This is a genomic window from Marinilabilia rubra, assembly GCF_003121985.1.
Classification (GTDB): domain Bacteria; phylum Bacteroidota; class Bacteroidia; order Bacteroidales; family Marinilabiliaceae; genus Marinilabilia; species Marinilabilia rubra.
The window spans coordinates 197,712-220,045 of the sequence record NZ_QEWP01000003.1 but is presented as its reverse complement, the minus strand read 5'-3'; the positions used below and the strand labels follow the sequence as shown (position 1 = coordinate 220,045).

Below are 22,334 nucleotides of genomic sequence, written 5' to 3'. Positions count from 1 at the left end.
TTTTTTGTTAGAAAGTTGCGTTAATACCCAGAGTGTAAGTACGAGGCAGTGGGAATCGTCCCATGTCCATTCCATTCCCTGCTTCTTCCGGACTACTACCTGAAAAACTGTTGAAGTATTTGAGATTGGCACCGGTTACATAAATCCTGATGTTTTGGAAAAAGTCATTAACGATTTGCCCGTCGAGGTTGTAGCTAAGGGTTACTTCACGAAGCGCAAAATAATCTCCTTTTTCCCACATACGTGAGCTACTGCTGCTGATAGATCCCTGGTCACCGCCGGCTGCAAGGTGGTTTCTCTGCCGGTCAACCAATGTGAAAATCGGAATGTTGGAGTCCGGATTTTCAGGGCTCCAGGTGTCAGCTATTTCAGCTGGTCCGTTCTGGTTTCCCTGGGTCTGAGAAATACCTTTTACACGGCGGCCATTTATGAGGTGGTGCCCAACAGCAAAGTCGGTTTTCACGAAAAGATTGAAGTTTTTGTAAGAGAGATCAGATGTAATGCCGCCGACAAAATCGGGTGTGGTTCTTCCAATAACTACCCGGTCCAGGTTATTGATAACATTATCTCCGTTCAGGTCTTTCCATCGGGTGTCTCCCAGGAAACGTGTGTCAGGTTTGGTGGCAAACTCTACTGTTCGATCAGCATGTTCATCAATGTCGGCCTGTGTTTTGTAAACGCCGTCAAAAACATATGCAGTGATCACATCATAGCCTACTCTTTCACCTTCCTGTAATCCACCAACATACTTAGATTCGCCTGTGGCAGGGTCATATATTTCTGTACCTCCCTGACGGTTTTTCTCTACACCATTTTCAGGTAATTTATGGGCGTAGTTACGCACGGAGTAATAGGTAAGCCCCATATTCCAGTTCCAGTCATTGTTTTTGATGATGTCTCCGTTCACCTGAAGCTCCAGACCTTTGTTGCGCAAAGTTCCGTTGTTGGTGGTGATGGATGAGAAACCTGTCCAAAGCGGCAAGGTCAAACCGGCCAGTTTGTCTTTTACATCTCTTACGAAATAGTCTCCGATCAATGTCAGGCGGTCGCTGAATAATCCCAGGTCCAACCCAACATTGAAGGTTGTTGAGCGTTCCCACTTCAGATCAAGAAGGGGTAATTGGTTGTTAACATATCCTGATTGTGTATCGTAAACCGATGTTGAAGCATAAGTTCCAAAGACACCAAAATTGGAAAGCACTTCGATGTTACCATTTACACCATAGCTCAATCGGGGTTTGATCTTGCTCACATATTCCGAAACTTTTGAATCACTATAGAATTCTTCATTGTGGATGTTCCAACCAACGGATACTCCCGGGAAGAAATCATATTTATTATTGCCCAGGCGTGAGGTGCCATCTCTCCGGAAGGTAAATCCAAACAGGTATTTGTAGTCATAGTCATAATTCACCTGTCCAAAAACGGAGCTTATTTCATATCCCGTTTTATAGGATGAAGGTGTTCCCGAAGCTTCTGATCCCACATTCATGGTGTATATCAAATCGGTAGGGGAGAGGCGGGTGGCAGCACTGAAACTGAAAGCATTTTCTTTAAAGTATTCGGTTCCAAGCAAAGCACTCATGTTATGGTTTTCACCAAAGGTATTTGTGTACTTCAACATCCCGGTGAATTGATTTCTGAGCGTTCTTTGATGAGATGCAGACGCTGTTCGGTCTGTGTTTAGGCGACCTGAATTCATGTAAGCTTTATTGAAAGCTTCATTGGAGTTGTTGATGGTGAAATGACTTCCCCTGAGAGTTAGTTTAAAATTTGTCAGGAATGTATAGTCTGCCTGAACAGAGGCCGTTAACCGTTGTTCCAGGTTCGTTCTGATAAATTTATCCTTGTAATAGAGCGGGTTTCCGAACCCGAGATAGGTTCCGGGCTGGTATTCTTCAGACAGACTTCCATCAGGATTATTGTTGTAGATTCTCGAAGTAGGCGCCAGACCGGACGTCCTTTGGAATAGGTTGTAGTCGCTGTCGTAAGGCCGATCCAGATTGGAATGTGCATAAATGATATTGGAACTAATCTTCAGATTGTCGGTTATTTTATAGGATCCGTTGAAACTTCCTGAATAGCGCTTGAATCCACTGCCTATTACCAATCCTTTGTCATCCAGGTATCCAAGGCCCAGGTAGTAAGTGCCCTGGTCGTTACCTCCGTCTATCGACACACTGTAGTCCTGTGAATAACTATCCTGATAGATCAATTCATTCATCTGGTTTTCCTGAAAAATGAGCATGGTTCCCGGATTTACAGGGTCCTCCATCGTTTGCCAACCTTCGTAATCCAATAGATATCGGTTCTCATCAGATAAAATCATGGTTGTATAGATGGAATTTGTGGTGTTGTTTCCGGTACCTGCAGCATGTGCTCCGGTCAGGAACTGGTTCAGCCATGGATACCCCATTACATCCTGAGCCTGTTTAACCCCCAATCTGTTATACTTTACATACTCAGCTGCGTTCAGGTATTCCATAGGGTCTTCACGTCGTTCGTTGGTGGTCAGTTTAGAACGAAAAGTAATGTTGGTTTTACCGGCTTTTCCTTTTTTAGTGGTCACCAGAATAACGCCGTTGGCCGCACGTGCTCCGTAAATGGCCGTTGAGGCTGCATCTTTCAATACTTCCATCGACTCAATGTCGTCCGGGTTAAGCGCATAGAATGATCCGGGGACTCCATCAATTAGAACCAAAGGAGTACCACCTCCACTAAAGCTCGTTCCACCGCGAAGTGTAATGCTTGGGGTAGACCCAGGTTGACCGGTGTTTTGTGTAACTTTCAAGCCTGCAACTGTACCCTGCAGTGCCGTTGCAGCATTGGACCGTGGAGCACTTTCCAAAACTTTGGTATCCAGTTTCGAAACAGAGGTGGTCATCTGACTTCTGGTCTGGGTGCCATAACCCACTACCACTACTTCGTCAAGTTTTCTGACTTCCGGTACCAGCTGAACATCAAGGCTGGTTTGGCCGGTAACCGTAATCTCTTTGGTGAGGTATCCGATAAAAGAAAATACGAGTACCTCTCCTTCCGCGGCGGAGATTTCATAACTCCCCTCCATATCGGTAATGGTTCCGGTAGTTGTTCCTTTTACTGTAACCGTTGCACCGGGGAGGGTTTCTCCGGTTTCACTGTCGCGCACTGTCCCACTAATGCTGGTTTGCGCGTTTAATGTCCCTGCTGTCAGCAGTAACAGCGAGAGACAGTAGACAAATCTTAGTCTCAATTTAAATGTTTTCATAGACTTCCTTTTTATTATGTCATACATAAGAATTGTCAAAAGTATTTAATTTATGGTGTTAATTCCAAATATTTTTTAAAAATTTGTAGAGAAAATTTCTTAAGTATTACATAAAAAGGCATGGAAGACTTTAAAAATGAGCTTGCTACGATCGATACACGCAGTTTGGTCGACAAAGTGGAGATGACCCTGATAAACCTGTTGATCAGGAAAGAGTTAAAACCCGGAGATAAAATTCCGAAAGAAATTGAACTGGTAGAAGCGCTGGGAGTGAGTCGAACGGTTGTGAGAGAGTCACTTACAAGATTGAAAACCATCGGGCTGATAGAGTCTGTTAAGCACAGAGGGGCTATAATAAAAAGCCCCGATTTGTTAGAAACCTTTAAAAAAGCAATGATTCCCGGGGTGATGGATCAGACCACTCTTCGCGACATTTTTGAAATGCGCCTGGTGCTTGAGATTGGCATGGCCGATTTAATTTTCCAGCGGAAGACAGATGAAGATGTGAAGGAGCTTTCAGAAATTGTAGCCAATGAGCCGGAATCCAGTGAAGGAATCCTTTTTGAGGTTGACCACGAGGTGAAATTTCATGGAAAACTCTATAAGATGACCGGCAACCAGACTATGATGAATTTTCAGAATCTGTTGTTGCCCGTTTTTAGTTATGTATATGATTCAAAATTGATAGAGAGGCCAATAAAAAAGCGGAGTTATGTTTCCCATCGTGAACTGGTTGATTTGTTGAAACGGGGTACCGCAGAGTCATTCCGGGAAGGCATGAGAAAGCATCTTGAGAATCATTTCCAGAGGATGTTTGGAGAGTGAGGATGAATTCTAAGGTTATGTGAGAGGCGCTCTTTCCCGGCAGGTTTAGTAGGTGGATTTTTGATAAAAAAGATATGATACGATTTTTGGGATGCTGTTTTTTGCTTTTTTGGTCTTTAACAACGTTAGGACAAATCAGTTATTCGTATGAGCAAATATCCGTTTTTCAGGGTTTATCTCAAACCAGTGTTGGCAGTGTATTGAGGGATAAAATAGGGTTGCTGTGGATCGGGACAAGGGAAGGCTTAAACCGATACGATGGCAGTCAAATGAAAACTTATTTTCATGATCCCGAAGATCCGGAAAGCCTGCCGGGAGATTTTATTCATTTCGTAACTCAGGATTTGGAGGGTCAAATTTGGGTAGGAACAAATGAGGGATTGGCAAGATATCTACCACGTAAGGATGCCTTTGAAAGAGTGAATCCTCAACCCGAAGGCAATGCAGGTATTTATAGTAATTATTTGTCGTTAGGAAGCCGCATTGTTTTTGGTGCCGGAGATCATTTTGCCATATATAATATTCAGAGTCGCCAATTTTCAAGAATTCGCTTTAAAGGAGAAAGAAAAGGACTGCCGTTGATGTATAAAATACTTCCCTGGCATGGAGAAAGCGTGTTAATTGCTTCCCGATGGCATGGTCTTTTTGTTTGTGATTTGAATACAGGACAAATTAAAAAGGCCGGATTTTGTCAAGAAAGGGAGATTATGGATGCCTGTTTTGACAGTTACAGGAATTTGTGGTTGGGTACTTACTCAAATGGTGTTTTGAAATATAACTGGAAAGGAAAACAGCTGGCTCATTATGTTGAAGATGACAGTGGAAATCGGTTGAATTCGGTGCTCTCCATTCAGGAAGTAAATGAAAAGATCTGGTTTGGCACAGATGGTGGAGGTGTAATGACTCTATCCCCCGAAAACGAAGAGATTGAACATGTGGAGACCGTTCCGTATGACCGTTCATTGAATCAGTTGAATACTGTTTCAACCATTTATGAAGATGAGTTTTCCAATGTTTGGATAGGAACCCTGAAGGGCGGACTGTTTGGGCTTAAGCTTAGCAGCATATTTTTTCACAGTGAAAGTATTCCAAATTCAAACTATGGAATGAGTAATCCAACGATGTTGAGTTTGGTTGAGGACCATGAGGGGATTATTTGGTTTGGCACAGATGGGGGCGGATTGAATGCCTTTGATCCTGAAACCAGTCAGTTCACTCATTATCCCGGTTCTTTTAAGAAAAAAGTAAATGCCATTACTCCCATTGATAAATCTCGTTTTCTACTAAACTATTATAGTGTGGGATTGGTGATTTTTGATAAGAAATCATCATCCTTTTCTTCGGTAAAGCCTGATTTTGATGGTAATGGTAATTTGCCGGGGAAAGGGAAGATAGGTGTGGGGCTTTATCGGCATAGTTCTCGAAAAGTTTTTATTTTTGAAAATGGTATTTATGCCTATTATCCCCTCGAAAACAGAATAAAAGAACTTACTCTCCCGGGTATGGGAAGTGCAGAAGGCGAACTGAAGAAAGGGGGCGAAATAGATTCTGAACGCTGGATAATTTACGGAAATGAACATCTTTATATCTTCCACACGCTCTCTGAATCTCTGGAAGTATTAGTTAGTAAAAATGACTTGGATGGGGGAAATATTCTTTCTGCCTGTGTTGATTTTGATAAAGAAATCTGGATTGGAACTACAGATGGTCTTTTCCAAAAAAAACTGGAAGGGGAAATACAAAAGTTTGAATCAGGTCTTTTCCGTAGAGTGACAAGTCTGGTAGCAGATAAAAAAGGCAGAATCTGGTTTGGAGCAGGAGGTAGTTTATTTAGTTACTACAAACCGGATAGTGTTTTTAAAAATTACGGACTCTCCGATGGTGTTTCCCCCAATGAATATTTGCCTAAGGCTACGCTTCGCTCAAGAAAGGGAGATGTGTATCTGGGAGGAGTTGCCGGTTTCGTTCGCATTGATCATGAATATCAGATCGTTGCCAGGGAGCCATCTTTCCCGCGGATTATTAGTATTCTTATAGATGGACATTTAGCCGATGAAAAGGATTATGAAAACTTTCAAAAAGCCGGGGAGATTGTCCTGCCTAATAGTTTTAAGTCTTTTAAGATTCGTTTCTTCGTCAATTCAAGTGATTTTTTTAATAAAAAATACATTCGATATTCAATTGATGGGTTTTCAGAAAATGCCGTAGAAACTTCGGATATGAACCTTGATTTATCCAATTTGCCTTCCGGTAATTATTCTTTAAAAGTGACATCCAAAGCATCGGACGGAAGTTGGGGCGAAATGCGTGAACTTATGGTCATCCGGGTTTTGCCTCCCTGGTGGTTGAGTTGGTGGTTTTTAATGATTTTGGGTGTTTTTACATTCGGACTTCTTTTTTTGGTCCGGTATTCCATTTATCGACGTGCCCATAATAAAATGCAGATTGAAATTGCTCAAAAAGAGAATCAACTGAATGAGCAAAGGGTTAAATTTTTGGTTAATATTTCTCATGAGCTACGAACACCAGTCAGTTTAGTTTATGGTCCTTTGGAAAGACTATTGCAGGGACGCGTAAATTCGGATGCTGAAAGGACGGATTTGTTGCAACTTATGTTCAGACATGTCAATTATGTGCGTGAGTTAATTGATCAATTGCTTGAATTCAGGCAGATAGAGGAGTCTTCGGTTAAGCTGAAATTGCAAAAAATCCATTTGAATAAATGGCTCAAAGAGACTGTTGATGGGTTTGGTGAGAATTTTAAAGAAATAAATGCTTCTCTTATATTCCGGTTGGATGAAAAAATCACTTATGTTCCTTTTGATCAGGATAAAATCCGGAAGGTAATTTACAATTTGTTGATTAATGTTATTAAACATGCTCCAACAACTTCAATTATTGAGATAATCACTGAGGCTGTCGAAGAAAACAAAGTGCGGATTTCCATTGCCGATGATGGGCCAGGTATTCCTGAAGAAGCGTTATCAAAAGTTTTTGAGAGATTTTATATGGTCAACCAAAAACAGGGAGGAACGGGAATAGGTCTGGCTTTTAGCAGGATGCTTATAGAGCTTCACGGGGGAACTCTGCAGGTTCGAAACCGTGAGTCGCATGGCGCTGTTTTTTATTTCGACTTGCCATTAAATGCTAAAATATCAGCAGAAATGAGTTGCGCCGAACCTCTCCAATCTGGAAAGGCCGAAAAGTCTTTTGAGGTGAATGATACAACAGGTGATGAGAATGATGACGAAATAATCCGTGATTTGGGTGAAATGGTAATTTTGTTGGTTGAAGATGATCCTGAACTGTTGAAATTCCTGAAAGGTTCATTAAATGATTATTTTAAAAAGGTCTTAACGGCTAAGAATGGCAAAGAAGCTCTTATTGTGATTCGGGATCATAACCCGGATCTTGTTGTAAGCGATGTAATGATGCCTGAAATGGATGGATGGGAACTTTGTAAATCCATTAAATCTGATATTGATATCAGTCATATTCCTGTCGTCCTGCTTACGGCGCGAAATAATGAGAATGACTCCGTTAAAGGTTATAAACTGGGGGCAGATCAATATCTTGGCAAACCTGTTCGATTTGATTTATTACTTTCAGTGATAAGGAATCTAATTGTAAATCGTCAGCAAATTAAGAAGAAATATAAAGAAGGTCGGAGCCTGTCTGGGATGGATGATCTTACTTTTAGCAATGCCGACGAGGAGTTTATGAGGCGTTTAAATGCTATTCTTGAGGAAGAGATGAGTAATCCCGAATTAGATGTTGAGTTGCTGGTTGATAAGCTGGCAATGAGCCGTGCTACGCTTTATTCCAAAACAAAAGCAATTTTAGGAATAGGTGTGAATACTTATATAAATAATTGCAGGATAAAATATGCCTGCACACTCCTGAAAGAATCTGATTGGCCCATTGGGGATGTTGCCTTCAAAACAGGATTTTCCGCTCAAGGTTATTTCAGTACTCTTTTTAAGCAAATAACCGGAACTACCCCTAAAAAATACCGGCAAGAGCATAAAAAGTGAATTAATTAACTGAATGATATTTCTGATTTTAATTTTGATGAATTTCTGCTAAGAAATTTAATTTCAAGGTTAATTAAAGGAGTTTCTTATTAGAATTTTCAGATGATCGCTGCCATTTTAATATTTTCTCTCGTTAATTAGTGCGTGTCCATAAAGTCCCAGTTACCGCGTTACGCTTGCCCGAAAATTACTCATCCCGAAGGATCAGGACTGCGTATTTTCGGGCTTCGCTCCCGAAGCATCAATATAAAAAGCCCTCTTTTTATCGGGGGTTTGTGACGTTTTTTTTGCAAACTGATTTAAAGGATTTTTGCGGTAAAAAGAGGAGCTGGAACTCATTCTTCAATTGATATTGATTGTTATTGAGTAATCCACAAGTCTGTTCTCAAAAAAAGTTATAAAAATAATTTATTGCTATCCTACGTTTTTTCGATTTTGTCTGATGTTTTTTAAATTTTGTTTGAGATTTAAATAAGGACGTTCCCATTTGTATTGCTTGACAGTAAATTGAATGATTTCAAAAATAAAACATTCAATTGTGAAAAAATATGAATTCATAGTACCCCAATTTTGAAAATGAAAAAGGGAGCCGATGCTTACCCTCTTTTATGTTTAATTAAAAATTTAAGTACTATGAAAAGGATTTTTACAACCTTATTGCTTTCGGGAATGATTTTATTCCCCGGTTTAACCAATGCCCAAACCGACATCACACCATCGAGGTATGATTTTTCTGCCCAGCCTTTGGGCGCTTTCTCTTTAGACAAGCAGGTAGCAGGTGCAAATCCTCCTGCATCTGATCCTGATGTGATTGATCACTGGAATAATGGGTTTATCTCAGTTGGTAATCCCAATATGCTTAATTCAACAGAATTTACAGATGGAGGTCAGGGAGCCATCCTCAACTCGTTCTTTCAAATTTATGATATGGGGGGAGATGTTGGAAAAGTATTGATGATGAAAGGAAATGGCTCCGAATATGAATATGGTACTCCAGGAGACCCCGGCTTTTGGTTGGGATGGTGGAATATGAGTATTTATACAGACAAAGATCTTACAACGAGTGTGGCTGAGCAGATTGATCTGGGAAATGACGAAGCAACAGCGGAAGAACTGGCAACGGTTAGGCTGAGAATCGTTTTCCATATTCATCAAAATGAAATAAGTACCACTAATAAGTTGTTTGATATTTTAGGTTATACTTACACCAATAATCACAAGCAGGATGAAAGTGGTACACTCGATGCTACCGTTGAATTCAAAAGTGGTGACTTTACTGAAACAACTTTGGATCCAATAACCTTTGAACCTGTTAGTACATATGCTCCGGATAAATGGATTGCCTGCGAGTATGATTTTGTAGCACCTGAAGAACCTGGGACTCCATTAAGATTTACCCTTAGATTTGGAGGAAATGCCAACAATACAACGCTCATGATCAAAGAGATAACTATGACCGCTAATCCAACAGGCGAGCCTATGGAAACTGAGGAACTTACGCTGGCAGCTGACCCTGTAGCCACTTCCGTTAATCCTGTTGAGTCTGAGAATTCTTTTACAGCTTATTCAGCTCAGGGGCGTCTTACTTTGGAGAATGTTAAGGTTGGTTCAGAAGTGACGATTTATTCCATGACCGGAAGCATCGTTGAAATGGCGACTGCCCATGTGCCATCTCTTTCATTTTCTCTTCCAAACGGCATGTATATCGTAAAAGCAGGAACTGAAACTCAAAAAGTAGTGGTCCAATAAACATCTGTTGTAATTAGCGCATCTGTGAATTTTAGCTTCCCGGGTGCGCTTTTTTTAACCAAAAAATTTTTGAATATGGTGCGGATTTTGATGAGTCTGTTTTTTTTAATGCCTGCTTTAGCTTTTGCTCAGGTTAATAATTATGCTTTAAAGCTGCAGGCTGAGGGGACTGCCAATTTTTATGGTATACCGGAAATTAATGAACAGAGTAGCTATACACTTCAGTTCTGGGTTAATCCTTCAGAATGGACCAGTGGAGCCTCTGTTTTTTCAAGGGGAGCCGACAGTGAAAAATTTGCTGCTGAACTGGGGACTCTTAATGAGATTGTTTTTACTGCCGGGAATCAGCAATTAAATGTTTCCTCCAATTCTTTAGATGCTAATCAATGGAGTCAGGTTACTCTTGTAAATAATGCAGGAAATATTGATATATATATTAATAATGAGTTGGTAACCTCTTTGGTAAATGATTTTGTCATACCTCAAAGCAACTCCGATTTTGTATTAGGGAATAATGGTTTTTCAGGAAGAATTGATGAATTCCGAATTTGGACAGTAGCTGTTGAAAATCCCTTTTTTCATCTTTGGCGCAATACCGTCAATAAACATCATCCCAATTGGGGTCAACTTTTGGTTTATTATAAGTTTGACCAGAATCAGTGCGATAATATTGTTGATTACAAGTTCCACCATCATGGTGTTTTTTCTGGCATTTATACTGAAAGAGAAGAGGTTACTGACAACCCTGATTTTAAATATCGTAAATCCGTTGCTTATTCCAATTTTTCACGCTGGGCCGACAGGCAGATTGATGCGGATAAATACCTTCTTGCCAATGATCTCATATTGTTAGACATATCGGTAACTCCCGACGGAACAGCATCGCTTCCCCATCCTTACAGCCAGGGAACTGTTAATAAGGCCGGTTATATGGATGAATATCTCGGGCATACCGGTGTTCTCTCATTGAATGGCGCAGGAGCAGGCATGGAAATAGGAACCGAGGTACTTAATCCCAGTGACCGTTATTCCTTTTCTACCTGGATATATTTGGAAGAGTGGACAGAAGGAGCATTCATTTTCAGGAAGGAGAAATCCATTGATCAGGGATTCTCCATCAGGCTTGGGGATGTTGAACGCAATACAATAATTATTCGCGTGAATGGAGTGGAGTATATCCGACCATTCAATATGAAACTAAAGGAATGGATCCATTTGGGTATTGCCGCCTATTCTACTACTAACTACCAGGTTTTTCAGACCTCTTTTAACGGAGAAACTACCTATGCTGTTAATCCTGATGTGGATGTTCACGATTATCAGTTGACGGGTCTTGAAAATACCACTGCATATATAGGAGAAAATCTCAATGCCAAGTTAGATGAGACGGTCATCTGGAAGGACTTCCGGTCATCGGCGCAAATGGCTGCGGCGATGATACATACCCCAATGCCCTCGACCACCGAGAAGGTTGAAGCTGTAACGCTTCGAACTACTGATGCCTATTACAGTTATGATGACCCGGCTAATGTCGGACATGACTTATATTCCAACCTCCATTTTATCGATCTGATGAGGCAACATTATGAAGGGCACCGTGGATTTATGATACGTGGAGCTGTTCATAGTTTTGACGGATGGGAAAGTCGTTTTGCAGATCCTGCTTTTCGAACTCAGTTTGCCTCCACGCTTGCCGATGTTTCGCAGGTTTTTGACGGTGTTGATCTGGACTTTGAATGGTGTTACAGTGGCACCTGTTGGGATAATTACGGAAAAGTAATTCAGGAAGTTGAAGCAGCGCTGCCTGCGGATAAAATATTGACCGTAACGCCACATTATGTTTCTTATTCCCTGCCTTTGCAATACATGGAGCATGTGGATTATTTCCCGTTCCAAATTTATGGTCCCAGTAAAACGGTTTTTCAATGGGATACATATGTAGATGGATATAACAGATTTGTGAATCATGGTTATCCGACAGAGAAGATCGTTTTATCCTATGCAACAACGACCTCGGTAGCCTATGATGTCAATACAGATGAGCGCCTGAGTGTGCCCCCGATTGGTGTCCGGAATGATCTGCTCGAAAACGGATACACTCCTGAAATGAATAGTGCCATCGATGGGAATGGCTACCGGAGATACATTACCGGTTACAATCAGGTTATTGATCGCTGCGAGTTTATTCAGGATTATGACCTTGGTGGTATTATGTATTGGGATATGGGGAATGATGTGAAAACATCTCATCCCTTCAGCCTGGTTAAAGCTGCCAGCTATGCTCTCAATAGTAATGTTGATACCTTGGTAACACAGGTGGATGTTTTCCCCACTTCTATAAACAATACGCCTGTTCCCACCGGATCTGTAAAGGTTTTTCCAAACCCTGCCAAAGATACGGTTCATATTTCTATCCCGTCTTCATTTTCACTTTCTACCGTCCGGTTTTTTAATTCAGAAGGCCGGCTGGTGAAGGTTTTTAATCAGCCCCTGAATGAATTGAATGTCCGGGATTTAACCCCCGGAATCTATTATCTCCAAGCGGATTCTGAGAAGGGAGAAAGTTATACATCAAAAGTAATAATTCATTAAAGAAAGTTTTTATGAAACGCATAGGCTGGGGGGCATGGATGTCCCTGATTGTTATCCTGGCTGTAACAGGATGTGAAGATGAGGTGCCCGATACATTTGGGAATCCATCTCTGGAATCGATGTTTGAAATAATAAACATTACCGATTCTGTGGGAGGAAAGGACTATGATTTTCAAATGCCGGAGCCTGAAGATACAACATATATCTATTATTATCTGGAGCGGGATACATTGTTGGCTGAAGATGGCTCGATAGAAGATGTGCTAGTGGATACGATCTTTTATGAAGGAAAGACAGCCCGGTTGTATAAAATTCCAACCATATCGCTTCCCGCTTATAAAAATCGGCTTTACTTAGAAATTAAATCGAATGCCAGGTGGAATGCTCCCGTAATCCCTTTTCCCCCCAACCAGGATTGGATAAGAAATTCAAAAGTCTCGGGAATTGGTGATGCTGTAATCGAATATGATGTTGGTTCCAGAACCTATGGGTTTCCTCCCGAGTATGCTGATATGTTTGTTCCGGTCGGAAGAAAGCCGGTTACTCAGTACATCACCACTCAGGATAGTACGGTGATGTTCCGGTTGACATTTGAGCAGGAAGGAATGAAGGAAGAATAAGTAATACCATTAAAAAAACAGAAACCAGGAATAATGAGAAATAGTCTATTAATATCAATTGTGCTTTTATTTCTCCTGAATATTCAGGTCTATTCTCAAAGCATTGATGTATCAGGGGTGGTAAAAGATGAAACCGGGACAACCATGCCGGGTGCCACCGTTGCTATAAAAGGAACCAGTCAGGGAACCATTACCGATATGGATGGTCGATTTGCCTTAAGCGTGCCGGGATCTGAAAGTGTTTTAAGGATTTCATTTGTGGGGTATGAACCCAAAGAGATTCGTGTAGGAGATCAGCGTTCTTTCGAGATTAACATGGATAATACCATGAGCCTGGATGAGGTGGTAGTAGTGGGTTTTGGAACCCAAAAAAGAGCCAATGCTACCGGAGCTGTAAATACCATTGATACAGAGGCTCTCGAATCCAGACCTATAACCAATGTTGCTGATGGATTGCAGGGGGTTATTGCCGGTCTTAATATTACCAATGATATGGGTGGAGCTCCCGGTCAGGAAATGAATATAAATATTCGCGGCTTGGGAACCATTGATGAAGGATCAAGTTCCAGTCCGCTGGTTTTAATCGATGGGATGGAAGGTAGTCTTTCATCTGTAAACCCCAATGATATTGAAAGTATATCAGTCCTTAAAGATGCAGCTTCGGCCGCCATTTATGGTTCCCGGGCACCCTTCGGAGTTATTCTTATTACCACCAAAAGCGGGGATAAAAAGGAAGAACTAAACTACTCTTCCAATGTGCGCTTTGAAAGTCCGATAAATGTACCCGATCCGGTAGATTCATACACATATGCACTCATGATCAATGATGCGTTTATTAATTCAGGACAAAGTGCACAGTTCGGACAGGCTCAGTTAAGCAAAATTCTGGCGTATCAGAACGGAGAGCTTGATTATGCTACAGAGCCGCATCCCACACAGAATATTTGGTTATCCGGACAACAGGCTTATGGCAACACCAACTGGTACGATATTCACCTTAAAGATGTGGTTACTTCTCAGGAACACAACCTGAGCCTTTCAGGAGGAAAAGAAAACATTTCGTATTATTTTTCTGCCAATTATTTGAAGGAAAACGGGATGTTTACCTATGCTGATGACTATTTCAGGCGGTTATCTGTGAATGGAAAAGTAAACCTGACCCTTCTTGAAAAGTTGACATTAAACTGGAATACCCGTTTGGTGAATACTGAAAATGATAAGCCCTCGGCATTAAATGCCCTGTTTTTTCATAATCTCGGACGCCGTGCTCCATTGACTCCCCTTTATTTACCTAATGGGGAATACAGTCCGGGATCATTAATCCCCGCTTTGACGAACGGAGGGCGTAATGTCCTAGATAATCAGATTGTTTACAACCAGGCAAAGCTAACCTTTGAGCCGGTCACTGATTGGAAAATTTATGCTGAAATTGGCAGCCGCTTGGAAAATCCAAGAGAATCCCGGCAATTTAAGAAGTTAAGTCAGACCTTGCCTGATGGTTCTCAGGAGTATTTTCAGGTGTTGGAAGGAGTGATTGATCGTACCGAAGTTCGTTCAAATGGAACCTTCAGACGGCAACCTCCCGCGGGAACTAATTATTATGAAAAAGCAAATGGCTATATCAACTATTTAAGTAGCAATTTCAGAACCGACTATGAGTTGGAATCAGGTGACCACTTTTTCAAAGTTTTGGCCGGGGTTCAGTCTGAATATTTTTATACCGAAAAAACAAGGGTTTCGTCTGACGACATTCTGATCGATGAAAAACCATTTCTGCCCTCTTCTTCGGGAACCAATCCTTTGATGTCTGAGAAAAAGGGGGAGTGGTCCAATCTGGGTATTTTCTCCAGACTGAATTATGTTTATGCTAATAAGTACATGGCTGAATTAAACTTCAGGGCTGATGGTGCATCCCGTTTCCCTGAGGATCAAAGATGGGGAACTTTTCCATCCTTCTCCATGGGATGGAATATTGCCGAAGAACCATTCTTTGAGACTATTGCTATGAGAGGGTTTGAGATGTTTAAGTTCAGAGCTTCTTATGGTGTTTTGGGAAATCAGAATACCACAAGTTTTTACCCCTATTATCAGGTGATGAACCCCTCTGTAAGTGGCATTATCATTGGGGGTGATAATTCTACTATGTTGCCTGCACCTGCTCCATTCACAACGGCTCTTACCTGGGAGAAGATTGAAAATACCGGAGTTGGAGTTGATTTTAGTTTTTGGGGAAACCGTATGAGGGGATCTTTCGACTGGTATAAGCGGGTAACCAAAGATATGGTGGGACCAGCAGAATCTCTTCCTAATATTTACGGTGCTACTCCTCCAAAAACCAATAATGCAGAACTGGAAACTGAGGGGTGGGAAATGGAACTGACTTACAGAGACCGTATTGGAACCGATTTTAGTTATAGTATAACCATGTCATTGAGTGACTATCAGAGTGAGGTAACCAAATATGATAGTCCGGATGGGGCCATTGATGGATTTTTTAAAGGAAAGAAGTTAGGTGATATATGGGGTTACCGTGTTGAGGACATAGCCAAATCTGATCTGGAAATGAGCAACTGGTTAGATAATTACTCCCAGTCAAGTCTTGGCTCCAACTGGGGAGCCGGTGATTTTATGTACAAAGATCTGGATGGCTCCGGAAGTGTAAACCTGGGTGGAAATTCAATATATGATCCTGGTGACCGGGAGGTGATAGGTAACAATACCCCGAGATATATGTACAGCACCCGGGTAAGCGGGAAATATAAGTTCCTTGATTTTGCGGTATTTCTGCAAGGTGTAGGAAAACGGGATGTCTTTTTTGAAAACAGTGCTACCTTCTTTGGGGTTGCGGCTCCCTGGCAAAGATCTCTCTTTAAAGAGCACTTAGATTATTTCCGTCCTGCCGGTGACCCGCTTGGAGCTAACCTGGATCCCTATTACGCAAGGTTGCGGACATCAGGTAATAACCGCCACATAAATGATTATTATTTACAAGATGCTTCTTATCTGCGACTTAAAAATGTTCAGATCGGGTTCAGTCTGCCTGAGAAAAACTTTCTTTCTCAATATGTGGATAAAGCAAGAATTTATTTTTCAGGAGAAAACTTGCTGACCTGGACCGATTTAATGATTGTGGATCCCGAAGCCGTTGGTGGATCTGCTTATGGACCCGGGAAAGCCTATCCGATGTATTCAACTTATTCGGTAGGATTGTCTGTGACTTTTTAAACAATATTTCCTGGGTGAAAACTTTTGAAGATTGACTCTCTCTTTTTGGAAAAAGAACCCGGAGGAAATTTATTAAGAGAGAAGGTTAAAATATTAAAATTATTGCAATGAACAGATTAAAATATATCATAGCACTGATTCTTATCCCACTGGCTTATGGCTGTGAGGACTTTTTGGAGCGGGAACCTATGGATTTTGGATCCGATGAGGTTTACTTTAATGACGTCGGGGACCTTGCGATGTTTAATAACTCATTTTACCGACTTTTTCCGGGGATGAGTTCCTGGCATGGAGGTGTTTATGTGGTTGATAATAATAGTGATAATCAAGCATCACACACACCTAATGAGAATTTTTATCCCGGTGATAAGCAAACCCCGTTATTGAGGAATTCGGAGTGGAAATTTGATGTCATTCGAGATATAAATTATTTTCTTGGAAAGGTAGAGGAGAAAAAAGATGCTGGTCAGATTGCCGGCTCTGAAATTCTAATTGATCACTATATCGGAGAAGCATATTTTTTCAGGGCTTACGATTATTTCCGGTTATTATCCAATATTGGCGATGTGCCTGTAATCCAGGAAACATTGCCCGATGATTTTGAAGCATTGGTAAAAGCCAGTAAACGAACACCTCGCAATGAGGTCGCCCGCTTTATCCTAAGTGACCTAGACAAAGCTGCCAGTCTGATGTTGACTGATGCCCCGGAAACTGGGCGATTATCCAAAGATGCAGCATTATTAATGAAAGGTCGCGTAGCACTTTTTGAAGCAACCTGGCTAAAATATCATCAGGGTACAGCAATGGTCCCGGGAGATGAAAAATGGCCAGGAAAGGATGTTTATCCTGATTTTGAGTATGTCGCAGGGTCTGTTGAGGCTGAGTACAACTGGTTTTTTGAACAGGCTTATGAAGCTGCCCAGGAAGTAGCACAGTCACGTCCTCTATACAGTAATTATCCGGAAATGTTTAATAGAATAACAGGAATTGAGGATATTCCTGAGGTGATATTGGCGCGTTATTATGATGAAGGCGTTTCTTCTCACAGCGCGACGCATTACTTGTCAAGAACAGGAGCAGGAACTGGTTTGACCCGGTCTTTTGTTGAGACTTTTCTGTTGACCAATGGAATGCCCATTTATGCGGACTCAGAAGAGCTTTATAAAGGGGATGAAATGGTGCACTATGCCTTACAAAACCGGGATGAAAGATTGGTCTCATCTGTGAAAGATGCAGGTTTCATCGTTGAGGAAAAGATGTTTGAAGGAGAGTTGGTTAAAGATACCATTGTTAATTATCTGCCTACAATTTATATTGTTGGAAACCAGGGAACTGCTACAGGGTATGAAATAAAGAAATGGATGAGTAACGAGGAAGGACAAGATGAGGCCGGAGCCGGGACTACCGATGTTCCTGTATTCAGAGCTGCCGAAGCCTATCTGATTTACCTGGAAGCTTACTATGAAAGACACGGAACTTTAGATGGTAATTGTGACCTCTATTGGCGCGCCTTGAGAGAACGGGCAGGTATTGACACGGATTATCAGACTACGATATCAGGAACTGATCTGACCATGGAACATGACCTGGCTACAAAATCTGCTGGCCAGTATGTGGACCCCACCTTGTACAATATTCGCCGTGAAAGGAGATGTGAATTTGTGGCTGAGGGTATGCGCTATGACGATCTTAAGCGTTGGCGTGCCCTGGATCATATGGTCAATTGTAATATTGAGGGAATCAATTTATGGGAAACCTTTTACCAGTATTATGACTCGAGGGATATTGGCCCCAATGTTGTATCTCAGAGTGGCATGGGGGATTATGTTCAGCCATTGAAGCTAAACCCTTCTTCCGAAGCTTACAACGGATATACATTTCCGGTTGCACATTATCTGGAACCAATCCCCGTAAGTGAGATAATTATGACCTCGGGAGGTGGTGACGTTTCGAACTCCACCATTTATCAGAATCCGGGTTGGCCTTCCAAAATAGCCGGCACAGCAGACTATTCCGTTGATTTGAATTAACACCGAAAGAATTTTGATATGAATTTTTTGAAATATTTGTCTGGTGCTACTCTGGCTGTTGTTTTTTTTGTGATTCTGGGGGGATGCTCTGCCAACGAACCTTTTGAGGATGATCGGTTGAATATCATTTATATTATGACGGACGATCATGCCGTAAAGATGATTAGTACTATTGATTCGACCTATGCCAACACTCCGAATATTGACCGGTTGGCAAGTGAAGGTGTTATCTTTTCTAACAGTTTTGTGACCAATTCGATCTGTGCCCCAAGCCGGGCGTCAATGCTTACAGGAAAGCACAGTCACAAAAATGGGAAGGTAACAAACTCCGATCATTTTGACGGCACACAGCGGACGGTTCCTAAACTTTTGCAGAAAGCCGGTTATCAAACCGCCATGATCGGAAAATGGCATTTGGAGAGCTTGCCAACCGGGTTCGATTATTGGGAAATCCTACCCGGACAGGGCGACTATTACAATCCTGATTTTATTACCGATTCGGGAGTTGAGAGGAAACCAGGCTATGTGACAGATATCATTACCCAAACAAGTATTGATTGGTTGGAAACGCATAGCAAAGAAAAACCCTTTTGTCTTTTTCTTCATCATAAAGCGCCTCATCGCAACTGGATGCCCAAATTGTCTGATTTGAGTGCTTACGAAGACAGTGTTTTTGAATTGCCCCAAACCTTTTTTGATAATTACGAAGGCCGGAAAGCTGCCAAAGAAGCAGAAATGAGAATTTCAAGCCCTCATGATATGGATTTATTATACGATTTGAAAGTCTATGATGGATCTCAGGACAGCCGGCTTTTGTCAATGTATGACACAGGGGATTCTTTAGGTCAATATGGGCGTATGACGCCTGAGCAAAAGGAGGAGTGGGACAGTTTTTATGCCGGCATAATAAATGATTTTAACAGTCAGGAACGCTCGCCCAAAGAACTTGCTCAATGGAAATTTCAAAGATACCTGAAAGATTACCTCAAAACCATAAAGTCGGTTGACGATAATATTGGGGTATTGATGGATTATCTTAAAAAAGAGGGGCTACTGGAGAATACGTTGATTGTTTATACTTCTGATCAGGGCTTTTACATGGGAGAACACGGTTGGTTTGATAAAAGGTTCATGTACGAGGAGTCCTTATCAACTCCATTAATCGTAAGAATTCCCGAGAAGTTTAGTGATTTCAGAGGACGTGTTGAAGCAATGGTGCAAAACATTGATCATGCCCCTACTTTTCTGGAGATTGCTCATGCAAATATTCCCCGGGATATCCAGGGAAAATCCTACCTGCCATGGCTAAAAGGAAATGAACCTGACAACTGGAGAAAAGGAATCTATTATCATTATCAGGAGTTTCCGGCAGAACATATGGTAAAGCGACATTATGGAATCAGGGGGGAGCGTTACAAGTTGATTCATTTTTATTTTGACATCAATAATTGGGAGTTCTACGATCTAAAGTCTGATCCCTATGAAATGCGAAACCTTATAGACGAACCTCAATATCAGAGTCGGATTGATAGCATGAAGCAGGAATTGCGAAAATTACAAATACACTATGATGATCCGGTTCGGAATAAATTTGACTGATTTTTTTTGACTGGTTCCGGGCCTGAGGCACAAAAGTGTCTCTGGTCCGGTTTTTTAAGAATATTATTCTCTGATATATTTTTTATATATGATTAAGCTGAAGTATTTTCTGACTCTCTTTTTGTTGGGGTATTCTTTATTAGCACAACCCAACCCAATTGATATTAGTGTAGTGCCAAATCCAGCATATGTAAGGAGTGGCAAAGGTGTTTTTGAATTTAATTCTGATACAAAATGGGTTGTTGAATCGGAAAGTCAGAAAGAGATTTTGTTGCCTTTGTTGAATCGTTTTCGCATTGCCGCTAATTTTCAATTCATTCCTGATTCCGTCCAGGCCGGATTGGGAAATAAGGTTGTGTTTAAAAGCAACAAAGCTTTGCCTGCCGAAGCCTATAACTTGTCGATAAATAAAGAAAGCATCATTCTGGAGGCTTCCGGTGAATCAGGATTTTATTATGGCATTACAACGCTCATGCAACTTTTGCCTTCAGATATTTTCTCTCATCAACTGATTTCTGATGTTAACTGGCAGGTGCCTTGTTTGAAGATAGAGGACACCCCCAGGTTTGAATATCGTGGTTTTATGCTTGATGTATCACGTTATTTTATGCCTAAGGAAGATCTCCTTGATATTATAGATTATCTTGCCTTGCACAAAATAAACTATCTGCATCTGCACCTGGTGGATGATAACGGTTGGAGGCTGGAGATAAAAAAGTATCCCGAATTAACGGATATAGGTGCCTGGCGTGCAGACCGCTATAATTATTTTTCGGCACGTCAAAACCCCGTTGAAGGGGAACCGAAAACAGTTGGGGGCTTCTATTCGCAGGAAGATATTAAAGAAATTGTGAGTTATGCGGCGCACAGGCAGATTGAGGTTGTTCCTGAAATTGAGATGCCCGCACATACTATTTCTTCGCTTGCTGCATTGCCGCATCTGACTTGTCCTGTGGTTGAAGAACCGGTTAATGTATTACCGGGTATTGGCGGTTCCCAAAGTTCAGTGATATACTGTGCCGGAAATGATTCTGTTTTTACTTTCCTTGAGGATGTCATTGATGAGGTGATCGAAATGTTTCCCTCAGAATATATTCATATTGGCGGAGATGAGGCCTGGAAAGACAATTGGGAGAAATGTCCGCGCTGTCAGGCCACAATTAAAGAAGAAGGGTTGCATGATGAAGAAGAACTTCAGGCTTGGTTTGTCAATAAAATGAGCAATTACATTCGTCAGAACGGGAAGAAAGTGATGGGCTGGGATGAGCTTACCAACGGGGAAATACCTGAAGGAGCTACCATCTTTGGCTGGAGAGGAATGGGGGAGCATGCCCTTAAAGCTGCAGATCAGGGGCACCCTTTTATTATGACCCCGGCCAGAGCGCTTTATTTTATCCGCTATCAGGGGCCTCAGTGGTTTGAGCCGTTTACATATTTTGGAGACAATACACTCAGGGATGTTTATGAATATGAACCTTCTGGTGAGATGACCGGAGCCCAATATCAGTACCTAAAAGGAATTCAGGCCTGTTTGTGGAGTGAATTTGTCTCAAGTCCTGAGGAAGCCCAGTATCTGGTTTTTCCTCGATTAGCAGCTTTCTCAGAAATTGCCTGGAGCCCAGAGGATGCAAAAGACTGGAAAGGTTTTCTGACTCGTCTGGATCATTTAACCGGGATTTATGAGAAGAAGGGAATTGGATATTCTAAATATTCGATGTTTAACCTTTATCACACAGTCAGCCCTCAAGATGGTGATCTTAAAGTGGAGCTAAGCTGCATCAGACCGGATGTAGAGATTCGATATAATATTGGGCATGCAAGGCCTACCGGGGAATCGCAGTTATATCAGGGGCCATTTACCATCCGGGAAGGACAGGTGGTGTCTGCAGCTACTTTTCAAAATGGAAAGCTAAAAGGCAGGGTATTGAGATTGAATCCACGGTTTAACAAGGCCACAGGTCATAAAGTGGTTTCATCTGAGCCCAACTCAAATGTGATAACCAATGGGCTGTTGGGCAGTGAAAAAATGACCGATGGTGAGTATGTTGATTTGTATGATTGCGGAGGAGAATTTGTAATTGATTTGGAACAAATACAATCTTTTAAAAAAGTAGGACTAAGCTTTCTCAATAATTATGGACGTTCTGTTCATTTGCCATCGTCGGCCACCATTTTTGTCAGTAAAAATGGGAATATATACCAAGAAGTTGCCAGCAGAGAACTCGCCTTTAGAGAGCGTATCTCGGAAGGCATAAAACACCATGTCCTTTGGTTTAACTTTAATGAAACAGATGGACGGTTTTTGAAGATAAAGCTTGGGGCTACCGGGATTATGCCAGATGGTCACGTGTTGGAACACAAACCCGGGCGAATTGCTTTTGATGAAGTTTTTGTGGAGTGAAATTAATCATTT

At 41.5% G+C, this 22,334-nt stretch carries 10 protein-coding genes; 9 read left to right on the top strand and 1 reads right to left on the bottom strand.

What is annotated here, in order from left to right; translation table 11 throughout:
- Positions 1-7: 7 nt before the first annotated feature.
- Positions 8-3,247, bottom strand: a complete 3,240-nt coding sequence (locus DDZ16_RS05395; RefSeq protein ID WP_109263417.1) for a SusC/RagA family TonB-linked outer membrane protein — start codon at positions 3,245-3,247, stop codon at positions 8-10.
- Between the two features lie 120 nt (positions 3,248-3,367).
- On the opposite strand from DDZ16_RS05395, the gene DDZ16_RS05390 reads away from it, so the two are divergent.
- The 9 genes from DDZ16_RS05390 to DDZ16_RS05350 all read left to right on the top strand — a co-directional run bounded on the left by DDZ16_RS05390 (position 3,368) and on the right by DDZ16_RS05350 (position 22,322).
- Entirely contained in the window at positions 3,368-4,072 is a 705-nt protein-coding gene (locus DDZ16_RS05390) for a FadR/GntR family transcriptional regulator (protein ID WP_109263416.1), read from the top strand.
- A gap of 74 nt (positions 4,073-4,146) precedes the next feature.
- On the top strand, positions 4,147-8,106 hold the full coding sequence (locus DDZ16_RS05385) for a hybrid sensor histidine kinase/response regulator transcription factor (protein ID WP_109263415.1): 3,960 nt from the start codon (positions 4,147-4,149) through the stop codon (positions 8,104-8,106).
- 633 nt (positions 8,107-8,739) lie between these two features.
- Entirely contained in the window at positions 8,740-9,855 is a 1,116-nt protein-coding gene (locus tag DDZ16_RS05380) for a T9SS type A sorting domain-containing protein (protein ID WP_158275611.1), read from the top strand.
- 75 nt (positions 9,856-9,930) lie between these two features.
- Positions 9,931-12,447, top strand: a complete 2,517-nt coding sequence (locus tag DDZ16_RS05375; protein ID WP_109263413.1) for a LamG-like jellyroll fold domain-containing protein — start codon at positions 9,931-9,933, stop codon at positions 12,445-12,447.
- An 11-nt stretch (positions 12,448-12,458) separates the two neighbouring features.
- The gene (locus DDZ16_RS05370) at positions 12,459-13,067 is read left to right on the top strand and encodes a hypothetical protein (RefSeq protein ID WP_109263412.1); all 609 of its coding nucleotides are present in this window, start codon (positions 12,459-12,461) and stop codon (positions 13,065-13,067) included.
- A 33-nt stretch (positions 13,068-13,100) separates the two neighbouring features.
- A complete protein-coding gene (locus tag DDZ16_RS05365; RefSeq protein WP_109263411.1) occupies positions 13,101-16,292 on the top strand; it encodes a SusC/RagA family TonB-linked outer membrane protein in 3,192 nt (1,063 codons plus the stop codon).
- Positions 16,293-16,399: 107 nt separating this feature from the next.
- Positions 16,400-18,322, top strand: a complete 1,923-nt coding sequence (locus tag DDZ16_RS05360) for a RagB/SusD family nutrient uptake outer membrane protein (RefSeq protein WP_109263410.1) — start codon at positions 16,400-16,402, stop codon at positions 18,320-18,322.
- Positions 18,323-18,340: 18 nt separating this feature from the next.
- Positions 18,341-19,921 (top strand): sulfatase family protein, encoded by a 1,581-nt coding sequence (locus tag DDZ16_RS05355; RefSeq protein WP_109263409.1) that lies wholly within the window; start codon positions 18,341-18,343, stop codon positions 19,919-19,921.
- Between the two features lie 88 nt (positions 19,922-20,009).
- On the top strand, positions 20,010-22,322 hold the full coding sequence (locus tag DDZ16_RS05350) for a beta-N-acetylhexosaminidase (RefSeq protein WP_109263408.1): 2,313 nt from the start codon (positions 20,010-20,012) through the stop codon (positions 22,320-22,322).
- Positions 22,323-22,334: the final 12 nt, after the last annotated feature.

Coding starts and splice junctions, on each gene's coding strand:
- DDZ16_RS05395 (WP_109263417.1), bottom strand. CDS start 3,247: ATGAAAACATTTAAATTGAGACTAAGATTTGTCTACTGTCTCTCGCTG.
- DDZ16_RS05390 (WP_109263416.1), top strand. CDS start 3,368: ATGGAAGACTTTAAAAATGAGCTTGCTACGATCGATACACGCAGTTTG.
- DDZ16_RS05385 (WP_109263415.1), top strand. CDS start 4,147: ATGATACGATTTTTGGGATGCTGTTTTTTGCTTTTTTGGTCTTTAACA.
- DDZ16_RS05380 (WP_158275611.1), top strand. CDS start 8,740: ATGAAAAGGATTTTTACAACCTTATTGCTTTCGGGAATGATTTTATTC.
- DDZ16_RS05375 (WP_109263413.1), top strand. CDS start 9,931: ATGGTGCGGATTTTGATGAGTCTGTTTTTTTTAATGCCTGCTTTAGCT.
- DDZ16_RS05370 (WP_109263412.1), top strand. CDS start 12,459: ATGAAACGCATAGGCTGGGGGGCATGGATGTCCCTGATTGTTATCCTG.
- DDZ16_RS05365 (WP_109263411.1), top strand. CDS start 13,101: ATGAGAAATAGTCTATTAATATCAATTGTGCTTTTATTTCTCCTGAAT.
- DDZ16_RS05360 (WP_109263410.1), top strand. CDS start 16,400: ATGAACAGATTAAAATATATCATAGCACTGATTCTTATCCCACTGGCT.
- DDZ16_RS05355 (WP_109263409.1), top strand. CDS start 18,341: ATGAATTTTTTGAAATATTTGTCTGGTGCTACTCTGGCTGTTGTTTTT.
- DDZ16_RS05350 (WP_109263408.1), top strand. CDS start 20,010: ATGATTAAGCTGAAGTATTTTCTGACTCTCTTTTTGTTGGGGTATTCT.